We start from the raw sequence: 22,687 nt of genomic DNA, 5'->3' as shown, positions 1-22,687 counted from the left end.
AGGTCAGTCCCGGGGCTTGGGTGTCAGCAGCCGCTTCGGCCGCATCGCCTCGGCCGCCTTGAACAGGCTGAAGGTCTGGTTGACGTAGTTCACCACGCCCGAAAGCTTGTCCATGTAGGCCGCCAGTTCCGGCGTCCGCTCGGCCTCGACCATCTGCACCGGGCGGGCGGGGTCGGTGCCTTCGAACTGGCAGTAGAACAGCGGCTCGCCGCGGCGCAGGATCAGGTCCTTTGCGGGTTCATGCCATTCGAACGCCCACATCAGCGGCCGCGGCCACAGGCTGACCGGGAACCGCCCACCGAAGATGGTGCCGGGCATCGGGTCGGGACGATAGTGCAGAAAGGCCGACAGTTGGGTGATGTAGACCAACTCATCGGCGACAAAGCAGTAGGGCAGGTGCAGTTGCACCGTCGGCCGGTCGGGATAGCGCCACTCGGCCTCGGACACCAGCGTCAGCACCTCGCCCAGCTTGGTGCTGCGGATCGGGCTGGCCGCGCCCGCCCGGTTCACCAGCTGCGGCTTGCCCCTGTCATCGCGCTGGAAGCCCACCTGAATGTCGAACGGGCATTTCACCGCGAAATACCGGCTTTCCAGCTGGATCACCCCGGGGCAGCGGCTGGCCGACTTGGCATGCGCCTTGTTGGTCTGGCGGAAACTCACCCGTTCGGGCGGATCATACAGCACCGCGCCCTTGTCATGGGCCAGGAACCAGCCCACCAGGATCGGCCCGGAGCCGGGTCCATCCTCGGGCCGGTCGATGGTGACGGTGATGTCCATGCGCGCGGCCCTCCTGTCCCGGCGCAGCTTGCCGCAAAGGGTTTGCGAGTCAATGAACGGCGGCGACCAGCGCGCGCACGCAGTTCGCATCGGTGACGCGCAGGGTCGCCGGGCCGAAGCCGAAGGCGGCGACCGGCCCCGCCGCAGCGACATCGACCAGGCAAGAGGCGTGCAGTTCGGTCAGGCCCGCGGCCACAAGGCGCGCGGCATTCGCGGCGGTGATGCCTGATCCGGCCAGGATCGCGATCCGGCCTTGCGCCGCCTGAACCAGGGCCGCCAGGGACACAATCCCGTCCTCGGCCCTGGGCACCCCGCCCGAGGTCAGCACCCGGGCAAACCCCAGCCCGATGGCGGTTTCCAGCGCCTCGACCCGGTCGGGCACCAGGTCGAAACAGCGGTGCAGCGTCAGGTCCAGGCCCTGTGCGGCGGTGACAAGCCGCACAAGCAGCCCTGCATCCAACCGCCCATCCGGCAGGCTTGCCCCCAGAACCACGCCGGCCAGGCCCGCCGCGCGGGCGGCGGCGATGTCGGCCTCCATCACCACCACCTCGGCGGGCGAAAAGACGAAATCCCCCGCCCGCGGCCGGATCATCGCCAGCGCCGGCACCCCGGCCTGTGCCGCAAGGCCCATCAGCCCGACCGAGGGGGTAAGGCCACCGACCGACAGTGCCGAACAGACCTCAAGCCGGTCCGCACCGCCGTTGATCGCCGCCGCCAGGCCTTCGGCCGTGTCGACGCACAGCTCGACGGTCACCCGCCCCATGCCTGTTCCCCGGCCTGTGCCGCGCCCAGGATGCCGGCATCCGCCCCGCAGACGGCCGGCACCACCAGCGCGCCTTCGGGGCGCCGCAACACCCGGTCGCGCACCGCCTGGTCCAGCCAGCCGATCAACGCGGCATCGTTCGACAACCCGCCGCCCACCGGCACCGCCGTTGCGCCGACCGTGTTCACCACCATCGCCAAGGGCCCCGAGACAAGGTCGCGCCACAGCTCCATCGTTGCGCTCGCCGCCGGTTCGCCGTCGCGCCAACGGCCGACGATTTCGCGCGTGTGAAGGCTTTCGCCGGTTCGCGCCAGGTGCAACCGCTCCATCCCCCGTGCGCCGCCGATGGTGTCCAGGCAGCCCACCTGCCCGCAGCCGCAGGGCAAGGCCCAGGGTTCGCAAACCACCGGCCCATGGCCCCATTCGCCGGCATGGCCGCCGGCGCCGGTGACCAGACGCCCGTCGATCACCAGCCCGCCGCCAACGCCGGTGCCCAGGATGATGCCGAACACGTTGCGGTGCCCCCGCCCGGCGCCGCGCCGCGCCTCGGCCAGGGCAAAGCAGTCGGCGTCGTTCAGCACCAGCACCGGCAGACCCAGCCGTTCGGCCAGTTCCGGCCCCAGCGCCAGCCCGTCGATGCAGGGAATGTTGGCCACCTTGCCCGTGCCGGTTTCCGGGTCCACCACCCCGGGCACCGACAGCGCCAGACCCTTCAGCGTGCGCCCCGCGGCATAGCCCCCGACCACGGCGGCGAACGCGTCAAGCGAACGCGCCGGCGTCTCGGCCTCGCCCAGACGTTCCAGCACATGCCCGTCCCACAGACCGGCCCGGATGCGGCTGCCGCCGATGTCGAATGCCAGGATCATGCGCGCCCCCTTCGTGCCCCCAGTCTTGACAGCCCTTCCCCGCGCCGTCAAACCGCCCCGAACCCGAAAGAGAGGCCCCGATGGATGACCGCCTGATCGTCGCGCTGGATGTGCCGAACCTGCTGGACGGCCTTGCCCTGGCCGACCGGCTGGGGGACTCGGTGTCGTTCTACAAGATCGGCCTCGGCATGCTGACCGGCGGCGGCCTTGCCCTGGCCAACGAGCTGAAGGCCGAACGCGGCAAGCGCATCTTCCTGGACCTCAAGCTGTTCGACATCGGCGCCACGATCGAGGCGGCGGTGCGCGGCATCGCCCGCTACGACCTGGACTTCCTGACCGTCCACGGCGACCCGCAGGTGGTGCGGGCGGCGGCCACCGGCAAGGGCGGCAGCGGACTGAAGATCCTGGCCGTCACCATCCTCACCTCGCTGGACCGCGCCGATCTGGATGCCAACCTGATCCGCCCCGGCGACATCCATGAGATCACGCTGGAACGTGCCCGCCGCGCGCTTGAGGCTGGCGCCGATGGCGTGATCGCCAGCCCGCAAGAGGCCGCGATGATCCGCGCGCTGCCCGAAGCCAAGGGCCGCCTCATCGTCACCCCCGGCGTCCGCCCCGCCGGCGCCGCCACCGGCGACCAGAAGCGCATCGCCACCCCCGCGCGGGCCATCGCCGACGGCGCCGATCACATCGTCGTCGGCCGCCCGGTCTGGCAGGCCGAAGACCCGGCGGCGGCGGCCCGCACCATCATTGCAAGCCTGCCGCCACGGCCCTAGCCTGCCCCGAAACCGAAAAGGGGCCTGCATGACCATCGACGGAACCCTCAAGGCCCGCAGCCCGCGCATCCGTTTGGGCATGGTCGGCGGCGGGCGCGATGCCTTCATCGGCGCAGTCCACCGCATCGCCGCGCGGCTGGACGACCGGTATGACCTGGTGGCCGGCTGCTTCTCGGCCAGCCCCGAAAAGGCCCTCGCCTCGGCTGCCGACATCGGCGTGCCGCGGGCCTATGCCAGCTTCGCCGAGATGGCCTCGCGTGAGGCGCGGCGGGAAGACGGCATCGAGGCGGTGGCCATCGTCACCCCCAACCACCTGCACGCGCCGGTGGCGATGCAGTTCCTGCGCCGCGGCATCCACGTGATCTGCGACAAGCCGCTGACCGCCACGCTGCCCGAGGCGAAACGCCTGGCCAAGGCCGCCGAAGCCAGCGGAGTGATCTTCGCGCTGACCCACAACTACACCGGCTATCCGCTGATCCGGCAGGCCCGGGCCATGGTCCAGGCCGGGGTGCTGGGCGAATTGCGGCTGGTGCAGGTGGAATATGCGCAGGGCTGGCTGTCGACGGACCTTGAGACGACGGGCCACAAGCAGGCCGACTGGCGCACCGACCCGGCCCGCACCGGGGCCGGCGGCAGCACCGGCGACATCGGCACCCATGCCTTCAACCTGGCGGGCTTCGTCTCGGGCCTGCGGGTCGCTGAACTGGCCGCCGATGTGCACAGCTTCGTGCCCGGCCGCCGGGTGGACGACAATGCCCACGTCCTGTTGCGGTTCGAAGGCGGGGCAAAGGGCATGCTCTGGTGCAGCCAGGTTGCCGCCGGAATGGAGAACGGCCTGCGGCTGCGGGTATTCGGCACGCGGGGAGGCCTGGACTGGGCGCAGGAAGACCCCAACGTGCTGTGGCACCTGCCGCTGGACGCCCCGCGCCAGCGGCTGACCCGTGGCGGCATCGGCATGGGGCCGGAGGCGGCGCGGACGATCCGCGTGCCGGCGGGCCACCCGGAAGGCTATCTGGAAGGCTTCGCCAACATCTACACCGAAGCCGCCCACGCCATCCTGGCCCGGCGCGAGGGCCGGCCGGTGGACCCCGAGGTCGCGTTCCCCGGGCTGAAGGAGGGAGTTGAAGGGCTGGCTTTCGTCGACGCCTGCGTGCGGTCCTCGGCGCGCAATGGAACCTGGGTGAAACTCGCACTCTGACGGTCCGGCCGGGAACCGGAATTCGAAGTCGAATTCCGTCCGCGATTTCCGACTTCGGAAATCGCTTCCCTCATGGATTGTCGTTGATGTCGCGATCCCAAAGCTTGACCTGACCCTGCCGCGTGCCCACCAGCTTGCGCGTCACCGCCCAGGCGACCAGCGACAACACGGCGAACACCAGCAGCAGCAGCGGCAGTCCCGGCCCAACGATGCCGAAGCCCACCAGCACCCCGGTCAGCACCGCGCCCACGGCAAAGCCCAGGAAGATGAACCCTGGCGCCAGCACCTCAAGCACGCCCAGGCCGAAGCCCAGCACGATCCAGGCCCACCATACCGTCCAGATCTGTTCCGGCATCGTTCAGCCCTTCCCTTTCAGAAGCTTGAAGGCATCGCCAAAGACATCCAGCGCGGCAGTGGGGATCAGGATGGTCTGCTTGCCCTGGCCCACGGCCACCGCCTGCAAGGCTTCGACCTGCTTGAGCGCCACCTGATACTGCGCCGCTTCAAGCCCGCTTTCCTTGATCGTCTCGGCAATCACACCAGTCGCATAGGCCTCGGCATCTGCGGTGATCCGCTTGGCCTTGGCCTGCTGTTCGGCGGCATACAATTCGGCATCCGCCTGCAACTCGACCGCGCGCTTCTTGCCCTCGGCCTCCATCACCTGGGCCCGCCGGGCGCGCTCTGCGTTCAGTTGCTGCAGCATCGCCGCCCGCGTCGCCTCGTCCAGATTGACGTCCAGGATTTCCGCCCGGGTCACTTCGACCCCCCAGTCGTCGACCATCATGGCGACCTGCTCGCGCACCCGTTCGATCAGCTGCGCGCGGTTCGACTGCACCTGGTCCAGCTCCAGCTTGCCGATCTCGCTGCGCACGATGCCGGCCACCGTGGTGGCGATGGCGCCGTCGATGTCGCGGATGCGGTAGACGGTCTTTTCCGGCTCGGTCACCCGGTAGAACACCGAGGTCTCCACCTTGACCAGCACGTTGTCGGCGGTGATCGCGTCCTGGCTGGCGTTCGGCAGCTGGCGTTCCAGCACCGAGACCTTGTGCGCGATCCGGTCCAGGAAGGGCACCACGAAGTTGATCCCCGGCCCCAGCACGGCCTTGAGCCGGCCGAAGCGTTCGACCACATGCTTGTCGCTTTGCGGCACGATCCGCACGCCAAGGAAGATGCAGAGAATGATGAAGGCCGCGATCGCCAGATAGACCGCGTTCCAGCCGATGAAATCCTGTCCGTCCACGAAACCTCTCCCGACAAATCGCTTTCAGGCGCCCCCGCCCGCATGTCGGTCAATCTGGCGATTCGGAACGCCGGTCGCAAGGGCCGGCATTCCGCCGCCGCTACCAGCGGCGCTCGAACCGGCGACGCAACAGGATGGCTGCCACGTTCATCACCAGAAGAAAGGCCAGCAGCACGATGATCGCCCCGTTCGACCGCTCGATGAAGGCCGGGTCGGCGCGGCTGGCCCAGGAATAGACCTGCACCGGCAGCGCGGTTGCGGGGTCAAGGAAGCCTTCGGCCGGCGCCGCCGGGTAGTTGTCGACAAACGCCACCATGCCGATCAGCAAGAGCGGCGCCGTTTCCCCCAGTGCCGAGGCCAGACCAAGGATGGTGCCGGTCAGGATGCCGGGCATGGCCAGAGGCAGCACGTGGTGGAACACCGTCTGCATCTTCGACGCCCCGATCCCCAGCGCCGCATCGCGGATCGACGGCGGCACCGCCCGGATCGAGGCGCGGGTGGCAATGATGATCGTCGGCAGCGTCATCAAGGACAACACCAGCGCGCCGACCAGCGACGACGATTGCGGAAAGCCGAAGAAATTGATGAACAGCGCCAGACCCAGGATGCCGAACACGATCGACGGCACCGCGGCCAGGTTCGAGATGTTCACCTCGACCGCATCGGTCCAGGTGTTCTTGGGCGCGAACTCCTCGAGGTAGATCGAGGCGGCAATGCCCACCGGCACGCACATCACCAGCACCAGAAGCATCATGTAGACCGAGCCAAGGATCGCGACGCCCAGGCCAGCGGCCTCGGGGCGCTGGTCCGAGGCGTCCGGATTGGTCAGGAAATCCCAGTTGAAGCCGGAACTGAGAATGCCTGCCTCTTGCAGTCTCTCGGCCAGCATCAGCTGCTCGGGCGAGACGTTGCTGTCGCGCTTGGCCGTCTCCATCGTCACCCGGCCCTTCAGGAAGCCGTCGATCCGGCCCGCTGCCAGCACATCGGCCGGGATCGTGGTGCCCACCAACTGAGGATCGGCCAGGACCTTCGCCCGCAACTCGCCCGCCGCATCCTTCGAGATCAGCGCGGTCACATCCTTTTCGGACAGATCGCCGGTGTCGATGCCCAGGCGTTCCAGTTCCGCCTTCAGGCCGGCGGCGATCACCTTGCCATAGCCCACGGTCGTGACCTTGGTCATCTCGTCGCGGCTGCGATTGCCCTTGGGGTCCAGCACGGATTCGCTCAGTTCGACCGGGAAGCTCAGCCGCGCCTGGCTGAACGACGACACGCCGTCACGCAGGATGGTGAACAGCATGATGCCCAGCATCAGCAGCGAGACCGAGATCGCGATCACGCCATAGGCACGGAAGCGCGCCTCTACGGCATTGCGACGGCGAGTCAGCGGCGATTCGGACAGCAGCGACTGGCGCGGCCGGTGGTGGCTGTCGGGGGCGGCAGAGATGTCGGTCATTCGTATTGCTCCCGATACTTGCGCACGATCCACAGCGCGAAGATGTTCAGCGCCAGCGTGATGATGAATAGCGTCATGCCCAGTGCAAAGGCGACAAGCGTCTCGGGCGCGGCGAAATCGGTGTCGCCGGTCAACTGGCCGACGATCTTCACCGTCATCGTCGTCATCGCCTCGAACGGGTTCAGGCTCAGCTTCGCCGCAGCGCCGGCGCCCATCACCACCACCATGGTCTCGCCGATGGCGCGGCTGGCCGACAGCAGGATGGCACCCACGATACCCGGCAGGGCGGCGGGCAGGATCACCTGCTTCACCGTCTCGGACCGGGTGGCGCCCAGGCCCAGGCTGCCGTCCCGGATGGACTGGGGCACGGCGTTGATGATGTCATCCGACAAGGACGAGATGAACGGGATGTTCAGGATGCCGATCACCAGGCCGGCGGTCATCACCGAAGACCCCGAGTTGCCAAGGCCCAGCGGCTGGGCGAAATAGTCGCGCAGGAACGGCCCCACCGTGACCAGCGCGAACAGGCCGAAGACCACGGTCGGGATGCCGGCGATCACCTCGATCATCGGCTTGACCCAGGCGCGCACCCGCGGGGTGGCATATTCCGAAAGGTAGATCGCGGCGAAAAGCCCGATCGGCACCGAGACGATCATCGACACCAGCGTGATGTACATCGTGCCCCAGACCAGCGGCGCGATCCCCAGATCCGACCCGCCGCGAAAGTTCGGCGACCAGGTCAGGCTGAAGAAGAAGTCCTTGGCCGGGTATTTGGTGAAGAAATCCCAGGTCTCGGACACCATCGAATAGACGATGCCAATGGTGGTCAGGATGGCGATCGAAGAGGCCAGGATCAGCAGGCCCATGATCACCCGCTCGACCGCATTGCGGGCGCGGAACTTTCCCGAACTCCGCCCGACCGCCCAGAACAGCCCGCCGACCGCCGCCGCCAGCACCAGCAGCGTGCGCCCGAGCGCGCCCCAGGACGCCATCTCGCGGTAACTCTGGGCGGCCGCGAGAACCTCTTTGGTGACGTTCGAGCCAAGCGCCACGCCGACAGCGGCCAGGCGGTCGCGGACATCGGTGAATTCGGTGCGGATCATGCCCGCTTCCTGTTCCGTCATGGCGCCTTCCGCCACGGCGGTATCCAGCCCGGCGGCCACGCGGCGCACGTCGGCCAGCATCAGTTCGCGGCTGGAGCCGTCGGCCACCATCGCCTCGGGCAAGGTGGCGCTGATCCGGCTCTCGATGACGATGGGCTGTGCGATCAGCCAGACGATCAGCACCGCCAGCGCCGGCAAGACCGTGCTCAGCGCGCCGTTCCAGCCGTAGTGCGCGGGCAGCGAATGCAGCCCGCGCGGGTCACCGCCGGCCGCGACCATCACCCTCCGCCTGGCCAGGACATAGCCTGCGATGCCAAGCACCACGACGACGGCAAACAGCAGCAGGACGGACATGGGCGCTTCCGTTCGGAAAGGGTGGAAAAAGACGTCGGGGCGGCACCCGATGGCGCCGCCCCGCAAAGGTCAGATCATTCCAGCGGGCCCATCGGGGTTTCCGCGGCCACGGCTTCCTGGGTCGCCTTCAGTTCCGGGTCGGACACCAGGCCATAGGCGGCCAGCGGGCCGTCCGGGCCGGCAATGTCGTCCGACACGAAGAACTCGATGTATTCCTTCAGGCCGGGGATCACGCCGATGTGGGCCTTCTTGACGTAGAAGTACAGCGGACGCGACACCGGGTAATCGCCCGAGGCGATGGACTCGGTCGAGGGAACGACGCCGCTCATGGTGGCGACCTTCAGCTTGTCGGTGTTGTTCTGGTAGAACGACAGGCCGAACACGCCGACGGCTTTCTTGTCGGTTTCCAGGCGCGCCAGCGTCTCGGTGTAGTCGCCGTCGATGTCGATCGACTTGCCGTCGGTGCGCAGCTCAAGGCAGGCCTTGGAAGCGTTGCCCTTCTTTTCCTTCTCGTCCGCGCCCGCGGCGGCGGCCAGGAACAGGTCGTAGGCGCCGGTATCCTTGCAGCCCGCCTCGATCACCTTGATGTCGAAGACTTCGCGGGTGCCGTGCTTGGTGCCCGGGACCAGCGTCAGGATGTCCTGCGCCGGCAGGGCGGCGTTCACTTCGGCCCAGGTCGCAACCGCGTTGTCGACGATCGCGCCATCCTTGGCGACCTTGGCCGCCAGAGCAAGGTAGACATCGGACGGGGTCAGCGCGAAGTCGGGTCCGTTCACATCGCTGGCGAAGACGATGCCGTCATAGCCGATGCGGACTTCCATGATCTCTTCGATGCCGTTGGCCTTGCACAGGTCGATGTCCGACTGGCTGATGCGGCTGGACGAGTTGGCGATGTCGACGGTGTTCTCGCCCACGCCTTCGCACAGCTTCTTGCGGCCCGCACCCGAACCGCCGCCTTCCACGACCGGGGTCGGGAAGTCGAAGTTCTCGCCGAAGGCTTCGGCGACGATGGTGGAATAGGGCAGCACGGTGGACGAGCCGGTGATCTGGATCTGGTCGCGCGCGGCGGCCAGCGACGTCGACGCGGCCAGAACAGCCAACGCCGAGACGGTGAGCTTGATGGGGGTCATGGGAATTGCTCCTCAGGGTCAATGCGGGCCGCAGGACGGGCCTCGCACAGCGGGCTAGGCCCGTTCGATGACGTCTGTATTGCGCTTTTGTAAAAGCTGGATGACAGATCGCCGACAGGCGGTACCGCCGGCGACACCTTTCCCCCGCCCGGCCTTGCCGCTAGGGTGCGCGCCACAACAGGACCGGAAGCTCAGCATGACCCAACGCCTGCACCTCGTCTTCGGCGGCGAACTCGTCAGCCCCGACAAGACCATGTTCAAGGACGTGTCGCAAATTCACGTCGTCGGGATGTTCCCCGACTATGCCAGCGCCCATTCCGCCTGGAAGGCCGAGGCGCAGCGCACCGTGGACAATGCCCACATGCGCTATTTCATCGCCCACATCCACCGCCTGCGGGATGAGGAACAGGCCGCTTCCTCCACCGAAGAGCTTGGCTGACGCAGATGCCGGGGTCGATCGGGCTGCGGCTCTACACGCTGTCGCAACGCCGCGAGACCGGCCCCGAGACTGCCCGGCCGCCCCGACCCGAAGGTCGCCTGGCCTGGCTGCACGCCGGTGGCCCGCCGGCCGGACTGCAGGAACTGGCCCGCCGCCTGGTCGAAGAGGACGGCATCGCCGTTCTGCTGACCGGCGCTGCCGAGGCCAAGGCCGACCCCGGGGTGATTCTGCAACCCGCACCCTCCGAGACCCCAACCGAGGCGCTGGCCTTCCTTGACCATTGGCGCCCCGAGATCGCGCTGATTTCGGATGGCGAGCTGCGCCCGGTGCTGCTGCATACCGCGGCCGAACGCGGCCTGCCGCTGCTGATGGCCGACGCCCGCGCGCCGCATCTGCTGCGCGACCGCGACGGCTGGTATCCGGGCCTTCTGCGCAGCACGCTGGGCCTGTTCACCCAGATCATCACCGTCGACACCGCCGCCGCCCAGCGCTTTCGCAAGGCCGGCGCGCTGCCCTCGGCCGTCTCGGTCGCCGGCCGGATGGAGGAACGCTCGGCGGTCCTGCCCTGCCTAGAAGCCGAACGCCAGGCGCTGGCGCAGATGCTGGCCTCGCGCCCGCGCTGGCTGGCCGCGCCGCTGCCCGAGGCCGAGGTCGAGACCATCGTCGCGGCGCATCGCTCGGCGATGGGCCTGGCCCACCGGCTGCTGCTGATCGTGATGCCGGAACGGCCCGAGCAGGCCGAACCGCTGGCCCGGCGGCTGGAAGCCGAGGGCTGGTCGGTCGCCCTGCGCACGGCCGAGCAGGAGCCAGAGGCAGAGACCGAGATCTACGTCGTCGATCACCCCTCGGAATTGGGCCTGTGGTATCGGCTGGCCCCGATCACCTTCCTGGGCGGCAGCCTGTCGGCTGGCGGCGCACTCCGCAACCCGCTGGAACCCGCGGCGATGGGCTCGGCCATCCTGCATGGCCCGCGGCCAGGCCCGCATGGCGGCGTGCTGGGCCGTCTGGGCGCCGCGCGAGCCGCCCGCGCGGTGGCGTCGGCGGGCGATCTGGCCGAAGCCTTGGGCGACCTTCTCTCGCCCGACCGTGCAGCCCGGCTGGCACAGGCGGCCTGGCTCGTGGCCTCGGAAGGGGCGGAGGTGACCGACACCGTGCTGGCCCGCGTTCGCCAGGTCTTGGACGGGGCCGGTTGATGCGCGCGCCCGGGTTCTGGGCCACGCCGCCCGACCAGCCGGCACTGCTGGCGCGGCTGCTGGCGCCGCTGGGCCGGGTCTACGCCGCCGCCACCGCCCGCCGCCTGAAAGCGCCCGCTTACCGCGCCCGTGTGCCAGTGATCTGCATCGGCAACCTCAACGCCGGCGGCACCGGCAAGACCCCCACCACCATGGCCCTGACGATGCGCCTCCTGGCCCGCGGCCAATCCGTCCACATCGTCAGCCGCGGCTACGGCGGCAGCCTGCAAGGCCCCGAGCGCGTCGACGACCAGCGCCATGCTGCGGCACAGGTGGGCGACGAACCCTTGCTGCTGGCGGCCTTCGCCCCGGTCTGGGTGGCCCGCGACCGCGCCGCCGGCGTGCGCGCGGCCGAAGCGGCGGGGGCGCGGGTGATTCTGCTCGATGACGGCTTTCAGAACCCGTCGGTGGTGAAGGACCTGTCACTGGTGGTGGTCGATGCCGGACAGGGGTTTGGCAACGGCCTCTGCCTGCCCGCCGGCCCGCTGCGCGAACCCGTCGCGACCGGCCTCGCCCGCGCCTCGGCGGTGCTGTCGATCGGCGATGCCGCTGCGCAAGCCGCCTTCCGCGCCACCTGGGGCGCCGCCCTTGGCCCGCTGCCGCACCTGACCGGCCGGCTGGAACCCCTGCAGATGGGCATGGACTGGCAGGGCGCGCGCGTGCTGGCCTTCGCCGGCATCGGCCAGCCGGAAAAGTTCTTCGCCACCCTGCGCAGCCTGGGCGCCAACGTCGTCCGGGCCGAGCCGCTGGACGACCACCAGCCGCTTTCGCCCACCCTGCTGACGCGCCTGGAAGCCGACGCCGCAACCCTGAACGCCCAGCTTGTCACCACCGAAAAGGACGCCGCCCGCCTGCCTGCCGCCTTTCGCCCCAAGGTCCTGACCCTGGTGGTGCGGCTGGAGCTGGACGACTGGTCAGCCCTCGACGCTTTGCTGGCCGGCCTGGGCCTCTAACCCCGGCCGCCGGACCGGGGGCCAGCCCCCGGACCCCCGGAGCATTTGGCAAAGGGCAAATGCAGGCAGACCGGATCTCTTGCATTTGCCCTTTTCAAAATACTCCCGCCGGAGGCAGCGACGCCGATGCCGGGCGCGCCGGTCAGCCTTCGGGATCGGCGAAGTAATCCTCGTCCACGCTGCGGATGACATAGGTCAGCCGGTCTCGCACGCCGACGCCATGGCGGATCATCAGCCGGGCCAGGTGCGCACCGTCGATCAGAACCACCCGGTGCTGCACCTTGCCCAGATAGGCCCGCGCGTCGGCGCTGAAGGTCGAGGTGGTGACGAACACGCCCTTGGTCGCGCCCTCGCCGGTGAGGCTGCCGATGAACTGCTGGATCGCGGGCCGCCCGACCTTGATCTCGGGGGCGTAGCGCTTGGCCTGGATATAGACCGCGTCCAGCCCCAGCGCGTCTTCGTGAATGATCCCGTCGATGCCGCCATCGCCCGAGGCGCGCGTCATGTGGTGGCTGCCGAAGTTGCCCGCGCCGTAGCCCATCTTCGCCAGAAGCTCCAGGATCAGCCGCTCGAAGCGCACCGGGTTGATGGCATAGAGCCGCTGGAGGATACCGTCTGCCAAGGCTGACTCGATCTCGCGGTGGGCGCGGTCGATCACGTCTTCCGGGGTCTCGCCCGGCAGATCGGCGGGGGCGGGGCGGGGCGAAGGCTCGCTCTCCCCGGACTTCTGGGCCGCCTTCGCCATCGCCGCCTGATGCGACGGAAGCGACCGGATGATCCTCCAGTCCAGCGGCTTGCGCGCCGCAAGCCAGGCCCGGCCTTCGTCGGAGGCGACCATCACGCCGCGCGCCGGACGGTCCACCAGCCCTGCCTTGAGCAGGTGGAAGATCGCCCAGTCCGCCCGGTCGAAGACACGCGTCCGGGTGCCGCTTTTCAGCATCTCGGCCATCTCTTCGCCGGTCAGGCCGAACTCGCGTTGCAGCGAGGGCAGGCAGGCACGGGCATTCCGCGCCTCGCCCGCCAGAAGCCGCAGGCAGGGCAGCAGGAACTCCCCCATCGACGGGATGGTCACGCCGTCATCCCGATCGCCGCGCGGCCCATCACCTCGACCACCTTCGCCTCGATCTGCGCGGCGTCCATCCCGGCGACGCGGTACATCGCTTCGGGGCTGGCCTGGTCGATGAAGCTGTCGGGCAGCACCATGCTGCGGAACCGCAAGCCGCCGTCGAAGACGCCTTCCTCGGCCAGGAACTGGGCGACGTGGCTGCCGAAGCCGCCTACGGCGCCTTCTTCGACGCAGATCAGCGCCTGGTGGTGGCGGACGAGCTGGCGGATCAGGTCGTGGTCCAGCGGCTTGGCAAAGCGGGCATCGGCCACGGTGGGGGCCAGCCCACGGGCCGCCAGCGATTCGGCGGCCTTGAGCACCTCGGCCAGCCGCGTGCCGAAGGACAGGATCGCCACGCGCGAGCCTTCCCGCATCACCCGGCCGCGGCCGATCTCCAGCGGAACGCCCCGTTCAGGCATCTCGACGCCCATCCCCTCGCCGCGGGGATAGCGGAAGGCGATGGGGCCGCTGTCGTGCGCGACCGCGGTAGCGACCATGTGTTTCAGGTCGGCCTCATCCGCTGCGGCCATCACCACCATGCCGGGCAGGTTGGCCAGGAAGGCCACGTCGAAGGCGCCGGCATGGGTGGCGCCATCGGCCCCCACCAGCCCGGCCCGGTCGATGGCGAACCGGACGGGCAGGCGCTGGATCGCCACGTCATGCACCACCTGGTCATAGCCGCGCTGCAGGAAGGTGGAGTAGATCGTGCAGAAGGGCTTCATCCCCCCCGCCGCCAGGCCGGCGCTGAAGGTCACGGCGTGCTGTTCGGCGATGCCCACATCGAAGCACCGCTTCGGGAAGCGGGCGCCGAACAGGTCAAGGCCCGTGCCTTCGGGCATCGCCGCCGTCACCGCCACCACCTTGTCGTCGGCCTCGGCCTCCTGGATCAGCGCTTCGGCGAAGACGCGGGTATAGACGGGGGCGTTCGAAATGGCCTTCTTCTGCTCGCCCGTCACCACGTCGAACTTGCCCCGCGCATGGCCGCGGTCGGGGGCATTCTCGGCCGGGGCATAGCCCTTGCCCTTCTTCGTCAGCACATGGATCAGCGTCGGCCCGGTGGCCCGCGCCTTCACCGTGCGCAGGACCGGCAGAAGCTGGTCAAGGTCGTGCCCGTCGATCGGGCCGATGTAGTCGAAGCCCAGTTCCTCGAACAGGGTGCCGCCCACCGCCATGCCCTTGAGCATTTCCTTCGCCCGCCGCGCGCCTTCCTGGAAGGGCGAGGGCAGCAGCGACACGAACCCCTTCGCCGCCTGCCGCAGGTCCTGCACCGGGGCCTCGGCGTAAAGCCGCGACAGATAGGACGACAGCGCCCCCACCGGCGGGGCAATCGACATCTCGTTGTCGTTCAGGATGACGAACATCCGCGTCTTCAGGTGGCCGGCGTTGTTCATCGCCTCGAAGGCCATGCCCGCGCTCATGCTGCCATCACCGATCACGGCAATGGCATCGCCGGGGTCGCCGCCTAGGTCGGCCGCCACGGCCAAGCCCAGCGCCGCGCTGATCGAGGTCGACGAATGCCCCGCCCCGAACGGGTCATAGGGGCTTTCCGACCGCTTGGTGAAGCCACTGAGGCCGCCCTCGGTCCGCAGGGTGCGGATGCGGTCGCGCCGCCCGGTCAGGATCTTGTGCGGATAGCACTGGTGGCCGACGTCCCAGACCAGCTTGTCGCGCGGCGCGTCGAAGACGGCATGCAGCGCCACCGTCAGTTCCACCACGCCCAGACCCGCGCCCAGATGCCCGCCGGTCACCGACACGGCCGAAACCGTCTCGGCCCGCAACTCCTGCGCCAGAAGCGCAAGCTCTCGGTCGGTCAGCGCCTTCAGGTCGGCGGGAGTGGCGACACGGTCAAGGATCGGGGTGGCGGGACGGTCGGCCAAGGGGGCCTCCTTCACTGGCTCAGTTCTGGCGGTGAATCGTGAATGCCGCCGCCGCTATAAGGTTTTCCGCGGCCTTTCCATAGGGCGACAGTGCCGCAGCCGCCTGCGCCACCAGCGCCTCGGCCTTGGACCGGGCACCCTCAAGGCCCAGGAGCGAGACGAAGGTGGCCTTGCCCGCGGCCTCGTCCTTGTGCACCCGCTTTCCGGCGGTTTCGGCATCGCTGGTGACATCCAGGATGTCGTCGGCGATCTGGAACGCCAGCCCCAGCGCGGTGGCATAGGCCCGCAGCGGCCCGCGGTCGGCCTGCGCAAGGATCGCCCCGGCTTCGGCCGAAAAACGGATCAGCGCGCCGGTCTTGCCGGCCTGCAGCGCGGTGATCTCGTCCAGGGTCAGCGGCCGCCCGGCGGTTTCGGCGGCAATGTCCAGCGCCTGGCCCAGCACCATGCCTTCGGCGCCCGAAGCCCTGGCCAAGGCCTCGACCAGCCCGATCCGCACTTCGGCACTGCCGCAGGCCGGGTCGGCCAGCAATTCGAAGGCCAGCGTCTGCAGGGCATCTCCGGCCAGCACGGCGGTTGCCTCGTCCCACTTCACATGCACCGTGGGCAGGCCGCGGCGCAGGTCGTCGTTGTCCATGCAGGGCATGTCGTCATGCACCAGACTATAGGCGTGCAGGCATTCCACCGCCGCCGCGGCATTCAGCGCCCGCGTGTCGGGCACCCCCAGCATCCGCGCCGATTCCATCACCAGGAACCCGCGCAGCCGCTTTCCGCCCTGCACGGCATAGCGCATGGCCGCCACCACCGGCTGATCGGGCTTGCCCGCCAGCACCTGCATCAGATGCGCCTCGATCCGGGCCGCATCCGCTTTCAACACATCCGAAAAGCTCACATCCCCTCCGCCGGCACCGTGCCCGTGACGCGGCCCTCGGCGGTGCGGATCAGTTCCACCTTCGCCTCGGCCTCGGCCAGCTTGGCCGCGCAATGCGCCTTCAAGGCCGCCCCGCGCTCATACAGCGCAATCGACTGCTCCAGCGCCACTTCGCCCCGCTCCAGCGCGGTGACCACGCCTTCCAGCGCCGCCATCGCCTCTTCGAAGCTCATCTCCGCCACAGGTTTGTCAGTCATGCCGCACGCCTCGCCAGTTCGCCCACATACGCCCCGACCGAGGCCGCCAGCGCATCCAGATCATAGCCCCCTTCCAGTGTCGAGACCATGCGGCCCCCCGACACCTCCCACAGCCGGGCGGCCAGCCAGGCATAGTCCGCCGCCTCCCACTCCAGCCCGGCCAGAGGGTCGGCGGCATGGGCATCGAACCCCGCACTCACCAACAGCAGGTCAGGCCGCCAGTCGGCCACCGCGGGCAGGATCAGCCGCTCATACGCCGCCCGCATCGCCGCGCCCCCGGTGCCGCCGCGCAACGGCACGTTCAGCACCTGGCAATGCGCCCCCACCTCTGACGGGTCGCCCGAGCCCGGATACAGCGGCATCTGATGGCTGCTGGCGAACAGGCACCGCCCCTCGTCCCACAGCACATCTTGCGTGCCGTTGCCGTGATGCACGTCGAAATCGACGATCGCCACCCGCGCCAGCCCATGCGCGTCCAACGCCCGCATCGCACCGATGGCCACCGTGCCGAACAGACAGAACCCCATCGCCCGCGCGGCCTCCGCATGGTGGCCCGGAGGCCGCCCGGCGACAAACGCCGCGCCCCCGCCCGCCACCACCGCATCCACCGCCGCGCAGATGCCTCCCACCGCCCGCATCGCCGCCCGGAACGACCCCGGCGACAGGAACGTGTCGCCATCCAGCTGCGCCCAACCCGCCTCGGGCACCGCCCCCTTCACCGCCGCCAGATAGCCCGCCGGATGACAGCGCAGCACCTCGGCCTCTTCCCCCAGGGGGCACTCCCGGCGCTCCACGGCCAGCCCGGCCAACCCGGCCTCGACCGCCCGCAACCGCTCCACCCGCTCGGGGTGCCCCGGCGGGTTCACATGGCCCGAACAGTCCTCCGACGTGAACACCAGCATGGCTTGCCCTTTTCGAAATACTCCGGGGTCCGGGGCAGCGCCCCGGGGCCGCCATTCAGTCCGGCGCCAGCATGTAGCCTTCGCCGCGCACCGTCTGCAAATAGCGCGGCGCCTTCGGGTCGTCCTCGATCTTGCGCCGCAGCCGGGTGATCTGCACATCCACCGCCCGCTCCTGCGCGGCCTCCTCGCGGCCAAGGTCCGCCACCAGCCGCTCTCGGCTGATCGCCTCTCCCGCCGCCGCCGCGAACAGCCGCATCAAGGCCGCCTCGGTCGCAGTCAGCCGCACCAGATCGGTACCCCGCCACAACTCGCCCCGATCCAGATCATACCGCACCCCACCCAGATGCAACACCCTGGGCGCCGGCTCGGCCGCGCGCGCCTGCGGCACCCGCCGCAGGATCGCCCCAACCCGCAAGAGCAACTCTTTCGGCTCGAACGGTTTGACCAGATAATCGTCGGCGCCTGCTTCCAGCCCCTCGATCCGGTTCGCCGCCTCGCCTTTCGCCGTCAGCAGCAGGATCGGCGTCTGCATCTGCTTGCGCAACGCGCGCGTCAGGGCAATGCCGTCCTCGCCCGGCATCATCACGTCCAGCACGATCAGATCGAACTCCAGCCCCGCCAGCAGCTTGCGCGCCTGCCCCGCATCGCGCGCAACCGTGACAAGATAGCCGTTGCGGACCAAGAACTTCTGCAACAGCCCCCGGATCCGCTCGTCATCGTCTACCACCAGCAGATGCGCCTCGATCATGCCCCGGCCTCCATCAGGCGCCATCCTTCAGCCGGCTATATTGCACCCGCATTTCCGGGTCCATCATCGCCTCAAGCACCTGCCGGAAACCCTGCACCGCCTGCGGCCCGGCCGCGCGATAGGCCGCCCGCATCCGCGCCCGCTGCGCATCCGACAGCGCCCGCTCCAGCTCGGACCCCCGCGCCGTCAGGTACAGATGCCGCTCGCGCGCATCCACCTTGCCCTTCTCGACCCGCACATGGCCCTCGTCGATCAGCGTCCGCAGCACCCGGTTCAGGCTTTGCTTGGTCACCGCCAGGATCGCCAGCAGGTTCGAAACCGTCGTCCCCGGGCTGCGGTGGATGAAATGCACCGCCCGGTGATGCGCCCGGCCATAGTCCATGGTTTCAAGAATCCGGTCCGGGTCGGCGGTAAACCCGCGATAGGCAAAGAACATCGCCTCGATGCCCTTCCGCAACTGCTCGTCCGTCAGATACAGCAGGCCTTCCCCGCCCGGTGCCTCGGCCATTGGCAGCCTCCCTTTTCGGCGGAATTTATGTCAGCCTTGTTGACTTTCCAAGCCACATTCGATACCGAGTCGCCGGTTTGACGCAAGATTGTGTCCGAAGCGGACCTATCCTGCGCAAGATTCGAAAACTGCAGGAGGCCGCAATGGCAGCATATGATGATCGCGACGGGTTCATCTGGATGGATGGCAAGCTGGTGGAATGGCGCGGCGCGCAGGTCCACGTCCTGACCCACGCGCTCCACTATGCCAGCGCCGTCTTCGAAGGCGAGCGCTGCTACAACGGCCGCATCTTCAAATCGACCGAACATTCCGAGCGCCTGCTGAAATCGGGCCAGTTGCTGGACATGCCGATTCCCTACACCGCCGCCCAGATCGACGCCGCCAAGGTCGAGGTGCTGAAAGCCAACGGCCTGACCGACGCCTACGTCCGCGCCATCGCCTTTCGCGGCGCCGGTGACGAGATGGGCGTCGCCAGCTTGGGCAACCCGGTCCGCCTGGCCATCGCCTGCTGGACCTGGGGCGCCTATTACGGCGACGCCAAGATGAAGGGCGCCAAGCTGGACATTTCCAAATGGAAACGCCCCAGCCCCGAAACCATCCCGTGCGAGGCCAAGGCCGCCGGCCTTTACATGATCTGCACCATGTCCAAGCACGCCGCCATGGCCAAGGGCTGCAGCGACGCGATGATGTTCGACTATCGCGGCTACGTGGCCGAGGCGACCGGGGCGAACATCTTCTTTGTCAAGGACGGCGAGGTGCACACCCCCGCGCCCGACTGCATCCTGAACGGCATCACCCGGCAGACCGTGATCGGCATGCTGCGCGACATGCAGATCAAGGTGCATGAGCGGCAAATCGAGGCCTCCGAGCTTGAGGGCTTCGAGCAGTGCTGGCTGACCGGCACTGCGGCCGAGGTCACACCGGTTGGCCAGATCGGTACCTGGACCTTCGAAGTGGGCGACCTGACCCGCCGCGTCGCCACCGAATACGAGAAGCTGGTCCGCGCTTGAAGCCGCGCAAGGATCGACTGGCGCGGCGGCAGGACCGTCAGGGGCCTTGTCGCCGCTCCAGCAGCCGAAACAGCACCGGCGCGCCCAGGATCACGATCAGGATCCGCGTCAGGTGGTGCAGCACCACGAAGCCCAGGTCGGCCCCGGCGATGATCGCCAGCATCGACATCTCCGCCTGCCCGCCCGGGGTGAAGGCCAGGAAACCCTCGACCGGGGGGGCCAGACCGCTGAGGGTGACGATCTCGGTCACCACCGCCGCCAGTGCGGCCAGGATCAGCACGAAGGCCGCACCACCGGCGACCGTGTCGCGCAATTCGCGCAAGGTCACGCCCACGTAGCTGACGCCGATGCCGATCCCGATCAGGAATTGCGCCGCCAGCAGCGCCTCGCGCGGGGGGCGCTGCGTCAGCACCCCCGCCAGCGACAGCGCCGCGCCCAGGATCAGCGGCCCCAGGATCGCCGCGCCGAAGAGGCCCAGCCGCTCGCCCCCCTTCCAGCCGATCAGCGCCACCGCCACCATCAGCGCCATCTGCGCGACCGAGATCTCGGCCGCGGGCAGCCCGATGGGATGGTTCAGCGTCACGCCGTAAAGCTGCACCAGCACCACCGGCGCCACCACCATGATCACCAGCAGCCGCGTCGCATGGACCAGCGACAGCTGCCGCACGTTCGCCCCGGCCTCTTGCCCGAACAGCGTCATGTCGGCGGCGCCGCCCGGCATCGCGGCGTAGAAGGCGGTCACCGGATCAAAGCCGCAGACCCGGCGGAAGAACGGCACGCCGACCAGCGCGATCACCCCGATGTAGACCGGCACCAGCGCCACCGAGGCCAGCATCTGCGGCACCCGCTCGATCAGCGCCGGGGTGACGGCGGCGCCGATGGCCACCCCCAGCACCGTCCGCGCCGCGACCGAGACCTGCCCCAGCCCGCGCAACGGCGCACCGGCCAGCGCGGCCAGCAGGCAGGCCGCCATCGGCCCGAACAGGAACGGCAGCGGCAGGCCAAGCGCCGCGAAGACGGCCACCCCTGCGGCGGCAAGGGCAAGGGTCATGCCCTGCCGTTGCAGCGCGGGCATCATCCGGCGGGACCGCGCGGGGCGGACCGCGCCGGCATCAGCTTTCGTCCCCGTCGGGGAAGGTGATCTTGCGGGTGCGGTGCCAGTGCAGCGCCGCCGGCACCGCCACGATCAGCACCGCCGCTGCCATCAGCACCGCCGACAAGGGGGTGGAGACCAGCACCGTCGGGTCGCCCTGGCTGATCGCCAGCGCCCGGCGCAGCTGCACCTCGGCCATCGGTCCCAGGATCAGCCCGATCAGCACCGGCGCGATGGGAAAGTCGTAGACCCGCATGACATAGCCCAGGCAGCCCACAGCGAACATCATCGCCAGGTCCACCCAGGAATTCGACACCCCCCAGATCCCCACCAGCGAAAAGATCAGGATGCCGGCGTAGAGATAGGGCCGCGGAATGAACAGGAGCCGCACCCAAAGCCCCGCCAGCGGCAGGTTCAGGATCAACAGCATCAGGTTGCCGATGTAGAGCGAGGCGATCAGGCCCCAGACCAGGTCTCCCGAGTTGATGAACAGCATCGGCCCCGGTTGCAGGCCGTAGTTCTGGAACGCCGCCAGCATGATCGCCGCGGTGGCCGAGGTCGGCAGGCCCAGCGTCAGCAGCGGCACCAGCACCCCCGCGGCCGAGGCGTTGTTGGCCGCCTCGGGGCCGGCCACCCCCTCGATGGCGCCGTGGCCGAATTCCTCGGGGTACTTGGTCAGCTTGCGCTCGGTGACATAGGACAGGAAGGTGGGGATCTCGGACCCGCCCGCCGGCAGCGCGCCGATGGGAAAGCCGAAGGCGGTGCCGCGCAGCCAGGGCTTCCACGACCGCTTCCAGTCTTCCTTCGTCATCCAGATGCCGCCGGCAAGCGGGTTCAACTGCGGCACGTGCAATCCGAAGCGGCTGGCGACGTAAAGCGTCTCTCCGATGGCGAAAAGGGACACCAGGACGACGGTCATCTCGACCCCGTCCAGAAGGTCGGGCACGCCGAAGACCAGCCGTTGCTGGCCGGTGGCCTTGTCGATGCCCACCAGCCCCAGCGACAGCCCGATGAACAGCGCGATGAAACCGCGCACCTTGGAGGTGCCCATCACCACGCTGACCGACAGGAAGGCCAGCAGCATGAGCGCGAAGTAATCCTGCGGCTTGAAGATGAAGGCCAGCTCGGCAATCGGAGGGGCCAGGAAGGTCAGCCCCAGCGTGCCGATGGTGCCGGCGACGAAGGACCCGATGGCCGCAGTGGACAGCGCCGCCGCGCCGCGGCCCTGGCGGGCCATCTTGTTGCCCTCGAGCGCGGTCATCATCGCACCGCTTTCGCCGGGCGTGTTCAGCAGGATCGAGGTGGTCGATCCGCCATACATGGCGCCGTAGAAGATGCCGGCGAACATGATGAAGGCCGCCGTCGGATCAAGATAGACCGTCACCGGCAGCAACAGCGCGATGGTCAGCGCCGGGCCGATGCCGGGCAAGACGCCGATGGCGGTGCCCAGCAGGGTGCCGACAAAGGCCCAGACCAGGTTCATCGGCTGCAGCGCGACCGAGAACCCCTGCATCAGGCCGGCAATCGGGTCCATCGTCACACCCCCAGCGCGGGCAGAAGGCCGCCCAGCTGGACCCCCAGCTTGCCAAACAGCCACCAGGTCACCAGCGAGACCACGGCGCCCAAGGCCAGGTTCAGCCCCCAGCGGCGCGACTTGAAGGCGGCGGCGACCAGCACGAAGCAGCCGGTGCAGGTGACGACAAAGCCCAGCGGCTTCATCGTCAGCAGGGGCAGCGCGCAGGCCGCCGCCGCCAGTGTCAGCGCCTTGTGCGACACGACGTGGTTGTCGTTCACATCCTCGGCGCCCTGTTCCTCGAACGGAACGCCCCGACGGATCTGCAGCGCCAGGATCAGGCCCAGAAGCACCAGCCCCGCCCCCACCGCCGTGGGCATCAGCCCCGGTCCGATGTGGGCGTACTGGTCGAACTGCGGCAGCTCATGCGCCTTCCACAGCACGATCGCTCCCCAGCCCGCGGTCCCGGCTGCCAGCCAGTAGGGGCGTTCCGTCATGTCATGTCCCTCCGGGACGGCGGGG

The 22,687-nt window shown here is 68.9% G+C and carries 24 protein-coding genes; 6 read left to right on the top strand and 18 right to left on the bottom strand.

The window, feature by feature from the left end; genetic code table 11:
* Positions 1 to 3: 3 nt before the first annotated feature.
* Genes LHP98_RS08380 through LHP98_RS08370 form a run of 3 tightly spaced genes read right to left on the bottom strand, consistent with a single transcriptional unit; the run spans position 4 to position 2,406 of the window.
* On the bottom strand, positions 4 to 777 hold the full coding sequence (locus LHP98_RS08380; protein WP_227252061.1) for a hypothetical protein: 774 nt from the start codon (positions 775 to 777) through the stop codon (positions 4 to 6).
* Between the two features lie 49 nt (positions 778 to 826).
* On the bottom strand, positions 827 to 1,540 hold the full coding sequence (locus LHP98_RS08375; RefSeq protein ID WP_227252060.1) for a copper homeostasis protein CutC: 714 nt from the start codon (positions 1,538 to 1,540) through the stop codon (positions 827 to 829).
* Positions 1,528 to 2,406, bottom strand: a complete 879-nt coding sequence (locus tag LHP98_RS08370; protein WP_227252059.1) for an ROK family protein — start codon at positions 2,404 to 2,406, stop codon at positions 1,528 to 1,530. Before LHP98_RS08370 ends, LHP98_RS08375 begins: the two co-directional genes overlap by 13 nt.
* Positions 2,407 to 2,486: 80 nt before the next feature.
* Between LHP98_RS08370 and pyrF the strand changes: the two genes are divergently transcribed.
* A complete protein-coding gene (gene pyrF, locus LHP98_RS08365; protein ID WP_227252058.1) occupies positions 2,487 to 3,182 on the top strand; it encodes an orotidine-5'-phosphate decarboxylase in 696 nt (231 codons plus the stop codon).
* 28 nt (positions 3,183 to 3,210) lie between these two features.
* A complete protein-coding gene (locus tag LHP98_RS08360) occupies positions 3,211 to 4,380 on the top strand; it encodes a Gfo/Idh/MocA family protein (RefSeq protein WP_227252057.1) in 1,170 nt (389 codons plus the stop codon).
* A gap of 70 nt (positions 4,381 to 4,450) precedes the next feature.
* Here LHP98_RS08360 and LHP98_RS08355 read toward each other — a convergent pair whose 3' ends face one another.
* The 5 genes from LHP98_RS08355 to LHP98_RS08335 all read right to left on the bottom strand — a co-directional run bounded on the left by LHP98_RS08355 (position 4,451) and on the right by LHP98_RS08335 (position 9,660).
* Positions 4,451 to 4,735: an NfeD family protein gene (locus LHP98_RS08355; RefSeq protein ID WP_227252056.1), complete on the bottom strand. Its 285-nt coding sequence runs from the start codon at positions 4,733 to 4,735 to the stop codon at positions 4,451 to 4,453.
* A 3-nt stretch (positions 4,736 to 4,738) separates the two neighbouring features.
* Positions 4,739 to 5,620 (bottom strand): SPFH domain-containing protein, encoded by an 882-nt coding sequence (locus LHP98_RS08350; RefSeq protein WP_227252055.1) that lies wholly within the window; start codon positions 5,618 to 5,620, stop codon positions 4,739 to 4,741.
* A gap of 100 nt (positions 5,621 to 5,720) precedes the next feature.
* Positions 5,721 to 7,073, bottom strand: coding sequence for a phosphate ABC transporter permease PstA (gene pstA / locus LHP98_RS08345; protein ID WP_227252054.1), 1,353 nt, complete (start codon positions 7,071 to 7,073; stop codon positions 5,721 to 5,723).
* Positions 7,070 to 8,530 (bottom strand): phosphate ABC transporter permease subunit PstC, encoded by a 1,461-nt coding sequence (pstC, locus tag LHP98_RS08340; RefSeq protein WP_227252053.1) that lies wholly within the window; start codon positions 8,528 to 8,530, stop codon positions 7,070 to 7,072. Before pstC ends, pstA begins: the two co-directional genes overlap by 4 nt.
* 74 nt (positions 8,531 to 8,604) lie before the next feature.
* Positions 8,605 to 9,660, bottom strand: a complete 1,056-nt coding sequence (locus tag LHP98_RS08335; protein WP_227252052.1) for a PstS family phosphate ABC transporter substrate-binding protein — start codon at positions 9,658 to 9,660, stop codon at positions 8,605 to 8,607.
* A 196-nt stretch (positions 9,661 to 9,856) separates the two neighbouring features.
* Between LHP98_RS08335 and LHP98_RS08330 the strand changes: the two genes are divergently transcribed.
* From LHP98_RS08330 to lpxK, 3 genes are read left to right on the top strand one after another with little or no spacing between them, the layout of a single operon-like run.
* Positions 9,857 to 10,099, top strand: coding sequence for a DUF4170 domain-containing protein (locus LHP98_RS08330; RefSeq protein WP_227252051.1), 243 nt, complete (start codon positions 9,857 to 9,859; stop codon positions 10,097 to 10,099).
* 5 nt (positions 10,100 to 10,104) lie between these two features.
* Positions 10,105 to 11,292 carry a 3-deoxy-D-manno-octulosonic acid transferase gene (locus LHP98_RS08325; protein WP_227252050.1) on the top strand — a complete coding sequence of 396 codons (1,188 nt, stop codon included), beginning with the start codon at positions 10,105 to 10,107 and terminating at the stop codon, positions 11,290 to 11,292.
* Positions 11,292 to 12,284 (top strand): tetraacyldisaccharide 4'-kinase, encoded by a 993-nt coding sequence (lpxK, locus tag LHP98_RS08320; RefSeq protein WP_227252049.1) that lies wholly within the window; start codon positions 11,292 to 11,294, stop codon positions 12,282 to 12,284. Before LHP98_RS08325 ends, lpxK begins: the two co-directional genes overlap by 1 nt.
* Positions 12,285 to 12,426: 142 nt before the next feature.
* Here the strand turns inward: lpxK and LHP98_RS08315 are convergent, their stop codons facing one another.
* From LHP98_RS08315 to LHP98_RS08285, 7 genes are read right to left on the bottom strand one after another with little or no spacing between them, the layout of a single operon-like run.
* Entirely contained in the window at positions 12,427 to 13,356 is a 930-nt protein-coding gene (locus tag LHP98_RS08315; protein ID WP_227252048.1) for a restriction endonuclease, read from the bottom strand.
* Positions 13,353 to 15,266 carry a 1-deoxy-D-xylulose-5-phosphate synthase gene (dxs, locus tag LHP98_RS08310; protein WP_227252047.1) on the bottom strand — a complete coding sequence of 638 codons (1,914 nt, stop codon included), beginning with the start codon at positions 15,264 to 15,266 and terminating at the stop codon, positions 13,353 to 13,355. The genes LHP98_RS08315 and dxs overlap by 4 nt, the downstream gene beginning before the upstream one ends.
* Positions 15,267 to 15,285: 19 nt before the next feature.
* Positions 15,286 to 16,155 (bottom strand): polyprenyl synthetase family protein, encoded by an 870-nt coding sequence (locus LHP98_RS08305; RefSeq protein WP_227252046.1) that lies wholly within the window; start codon positions 16,153 to 16,155, stop codon positions 15,286 to 15,288.
* Entirely contained in the window at positions 16,152 to 16,391 is a 240-nt protein-coding gene (locus tag LHP98_RS08300) for an exodeoxyribonuclease VII small subunit (protein WP_227252045.1), read from the bottom strand. Before LHP98_RS08300 ends, LHP98_RS08305 begins: the two co-directional genes overlap by 4 nt.
* Positions 16,388 to 17,293, bottom strand: a complete 906-nt coding sequence (locus LHP98_RS08295) for a histone deacetylase family protein (RefSeq protein WP_227252044.1) — start codon at positions 17,291 to 17,293, stop codon at positions 16,388 to 16,390. The genes LHP98_RS08300 and LHP98_RS08295 overlap by 4 nt, the downstream gene beginning before the upstream one ends.
* Before the next feature lie 55 nt (positions 17,294 to 17,348).
* A complete protein-coding gene (locus LHP98_RS08290; protein ID WP_227252043.1) occupies positions 17,349 to 18,041 on the bottom strand; it encodes a response regulator in 693 nt (230 codons plus the stop codon).
* Between the two features lie 13 nt (positions 18,042 to 18,054).
* Positions 18,055 to 18,549, bottom strand: a complete 495-nt coding sequence (locus tag LHP98_RS08285) for a MarR family winged helix-turn-helix transcriptional regulator (protein WP_227252042.1) — start codon at positions 18,547 to 18,549, stop codon at positions 18,055 to 18,057.
* A 143-nt stretch (positions 18,550 to 18,692) separates the two neighbouring features.
* Here LHP98_RS08285 and LHP98_RS08280 point away from each other — a divergent pair, with 143 nt between their 5' ends.
* Entirely contained in the window at positions 18,693 to 19,559 is an 867-nt protein-coding gene (locus LHP98_RS08280) for a branched-chain amino acid aminotransferase (protein WP_227252041.1), read from the top strand.
* 37 nt (positions 19,560 to 19,596) lie between these two features.
* Here the strand turns inward: LHP98_RS08280 and LHP98_RS08275 are convergent, their stop codons facing one another.
* The 3 genes from LHP98_RS08275 to LHP98_RS08265 form a co-directional block, all read right to left on the bottom strand.
* The gene (locus tag LHP98_RS08275; RefSeq protein WP_227252040.1) at positions 19,597 to 20,610 is read right to left on the bottom strand and encodes an AbrB family transcriptional regulator; all 1,014 of its coding nucleotides are present in this window, start codon (positions 20,608 to 20,610) and stop codon (positions 19,597 to 19,599) included.
* 61 nt (positions 20,611 to 20,671) lie between these two features.
* A complete protein-coding gene (locus LHP98_RS08270; RefSeq protein WP_227252039.1) occupies positions 20,672 to 22,186 on the bottom strand; it encodes a tripartite tricarboxylate transporter permease in 1,515 nt (504 codons plus the stop codon).
* A 2-nt stretch (positions 22,187 to 22,188) separates the two neighbouring features.
* The gene (locus LHP98_RS08265; RefSeq protein WP_227252038.1) at positions 22,189 to 22,662 is read right to left on the bottom strand and encodes a tripartite tricarboxylate transporter TctB family protein; all 474 of its coding nucleotides are present in this window, start codon (positions 22,660 to 22,662) and stop codon (positions 22,189 to 22,191) included.
* Between the last annotated feature and the right edge of the window lie 25 nt (positions 22,663 to 22,687).

The organism is Rhodobacter sp. Har01 (genome assembly GCF_020564565.1).
Taxonomy (GTDB): Bacteria; Pseudomonadota; Alphaproteobacteria; order Rhodobacterales; family Rhodobacteraceae; genus Pseudogemmobacter.
The sequence above is the reverse complement of the archived record's forward strand: the minus strand, read 5'-3'. Positions and strand labels throughout refer to the sequence as shown.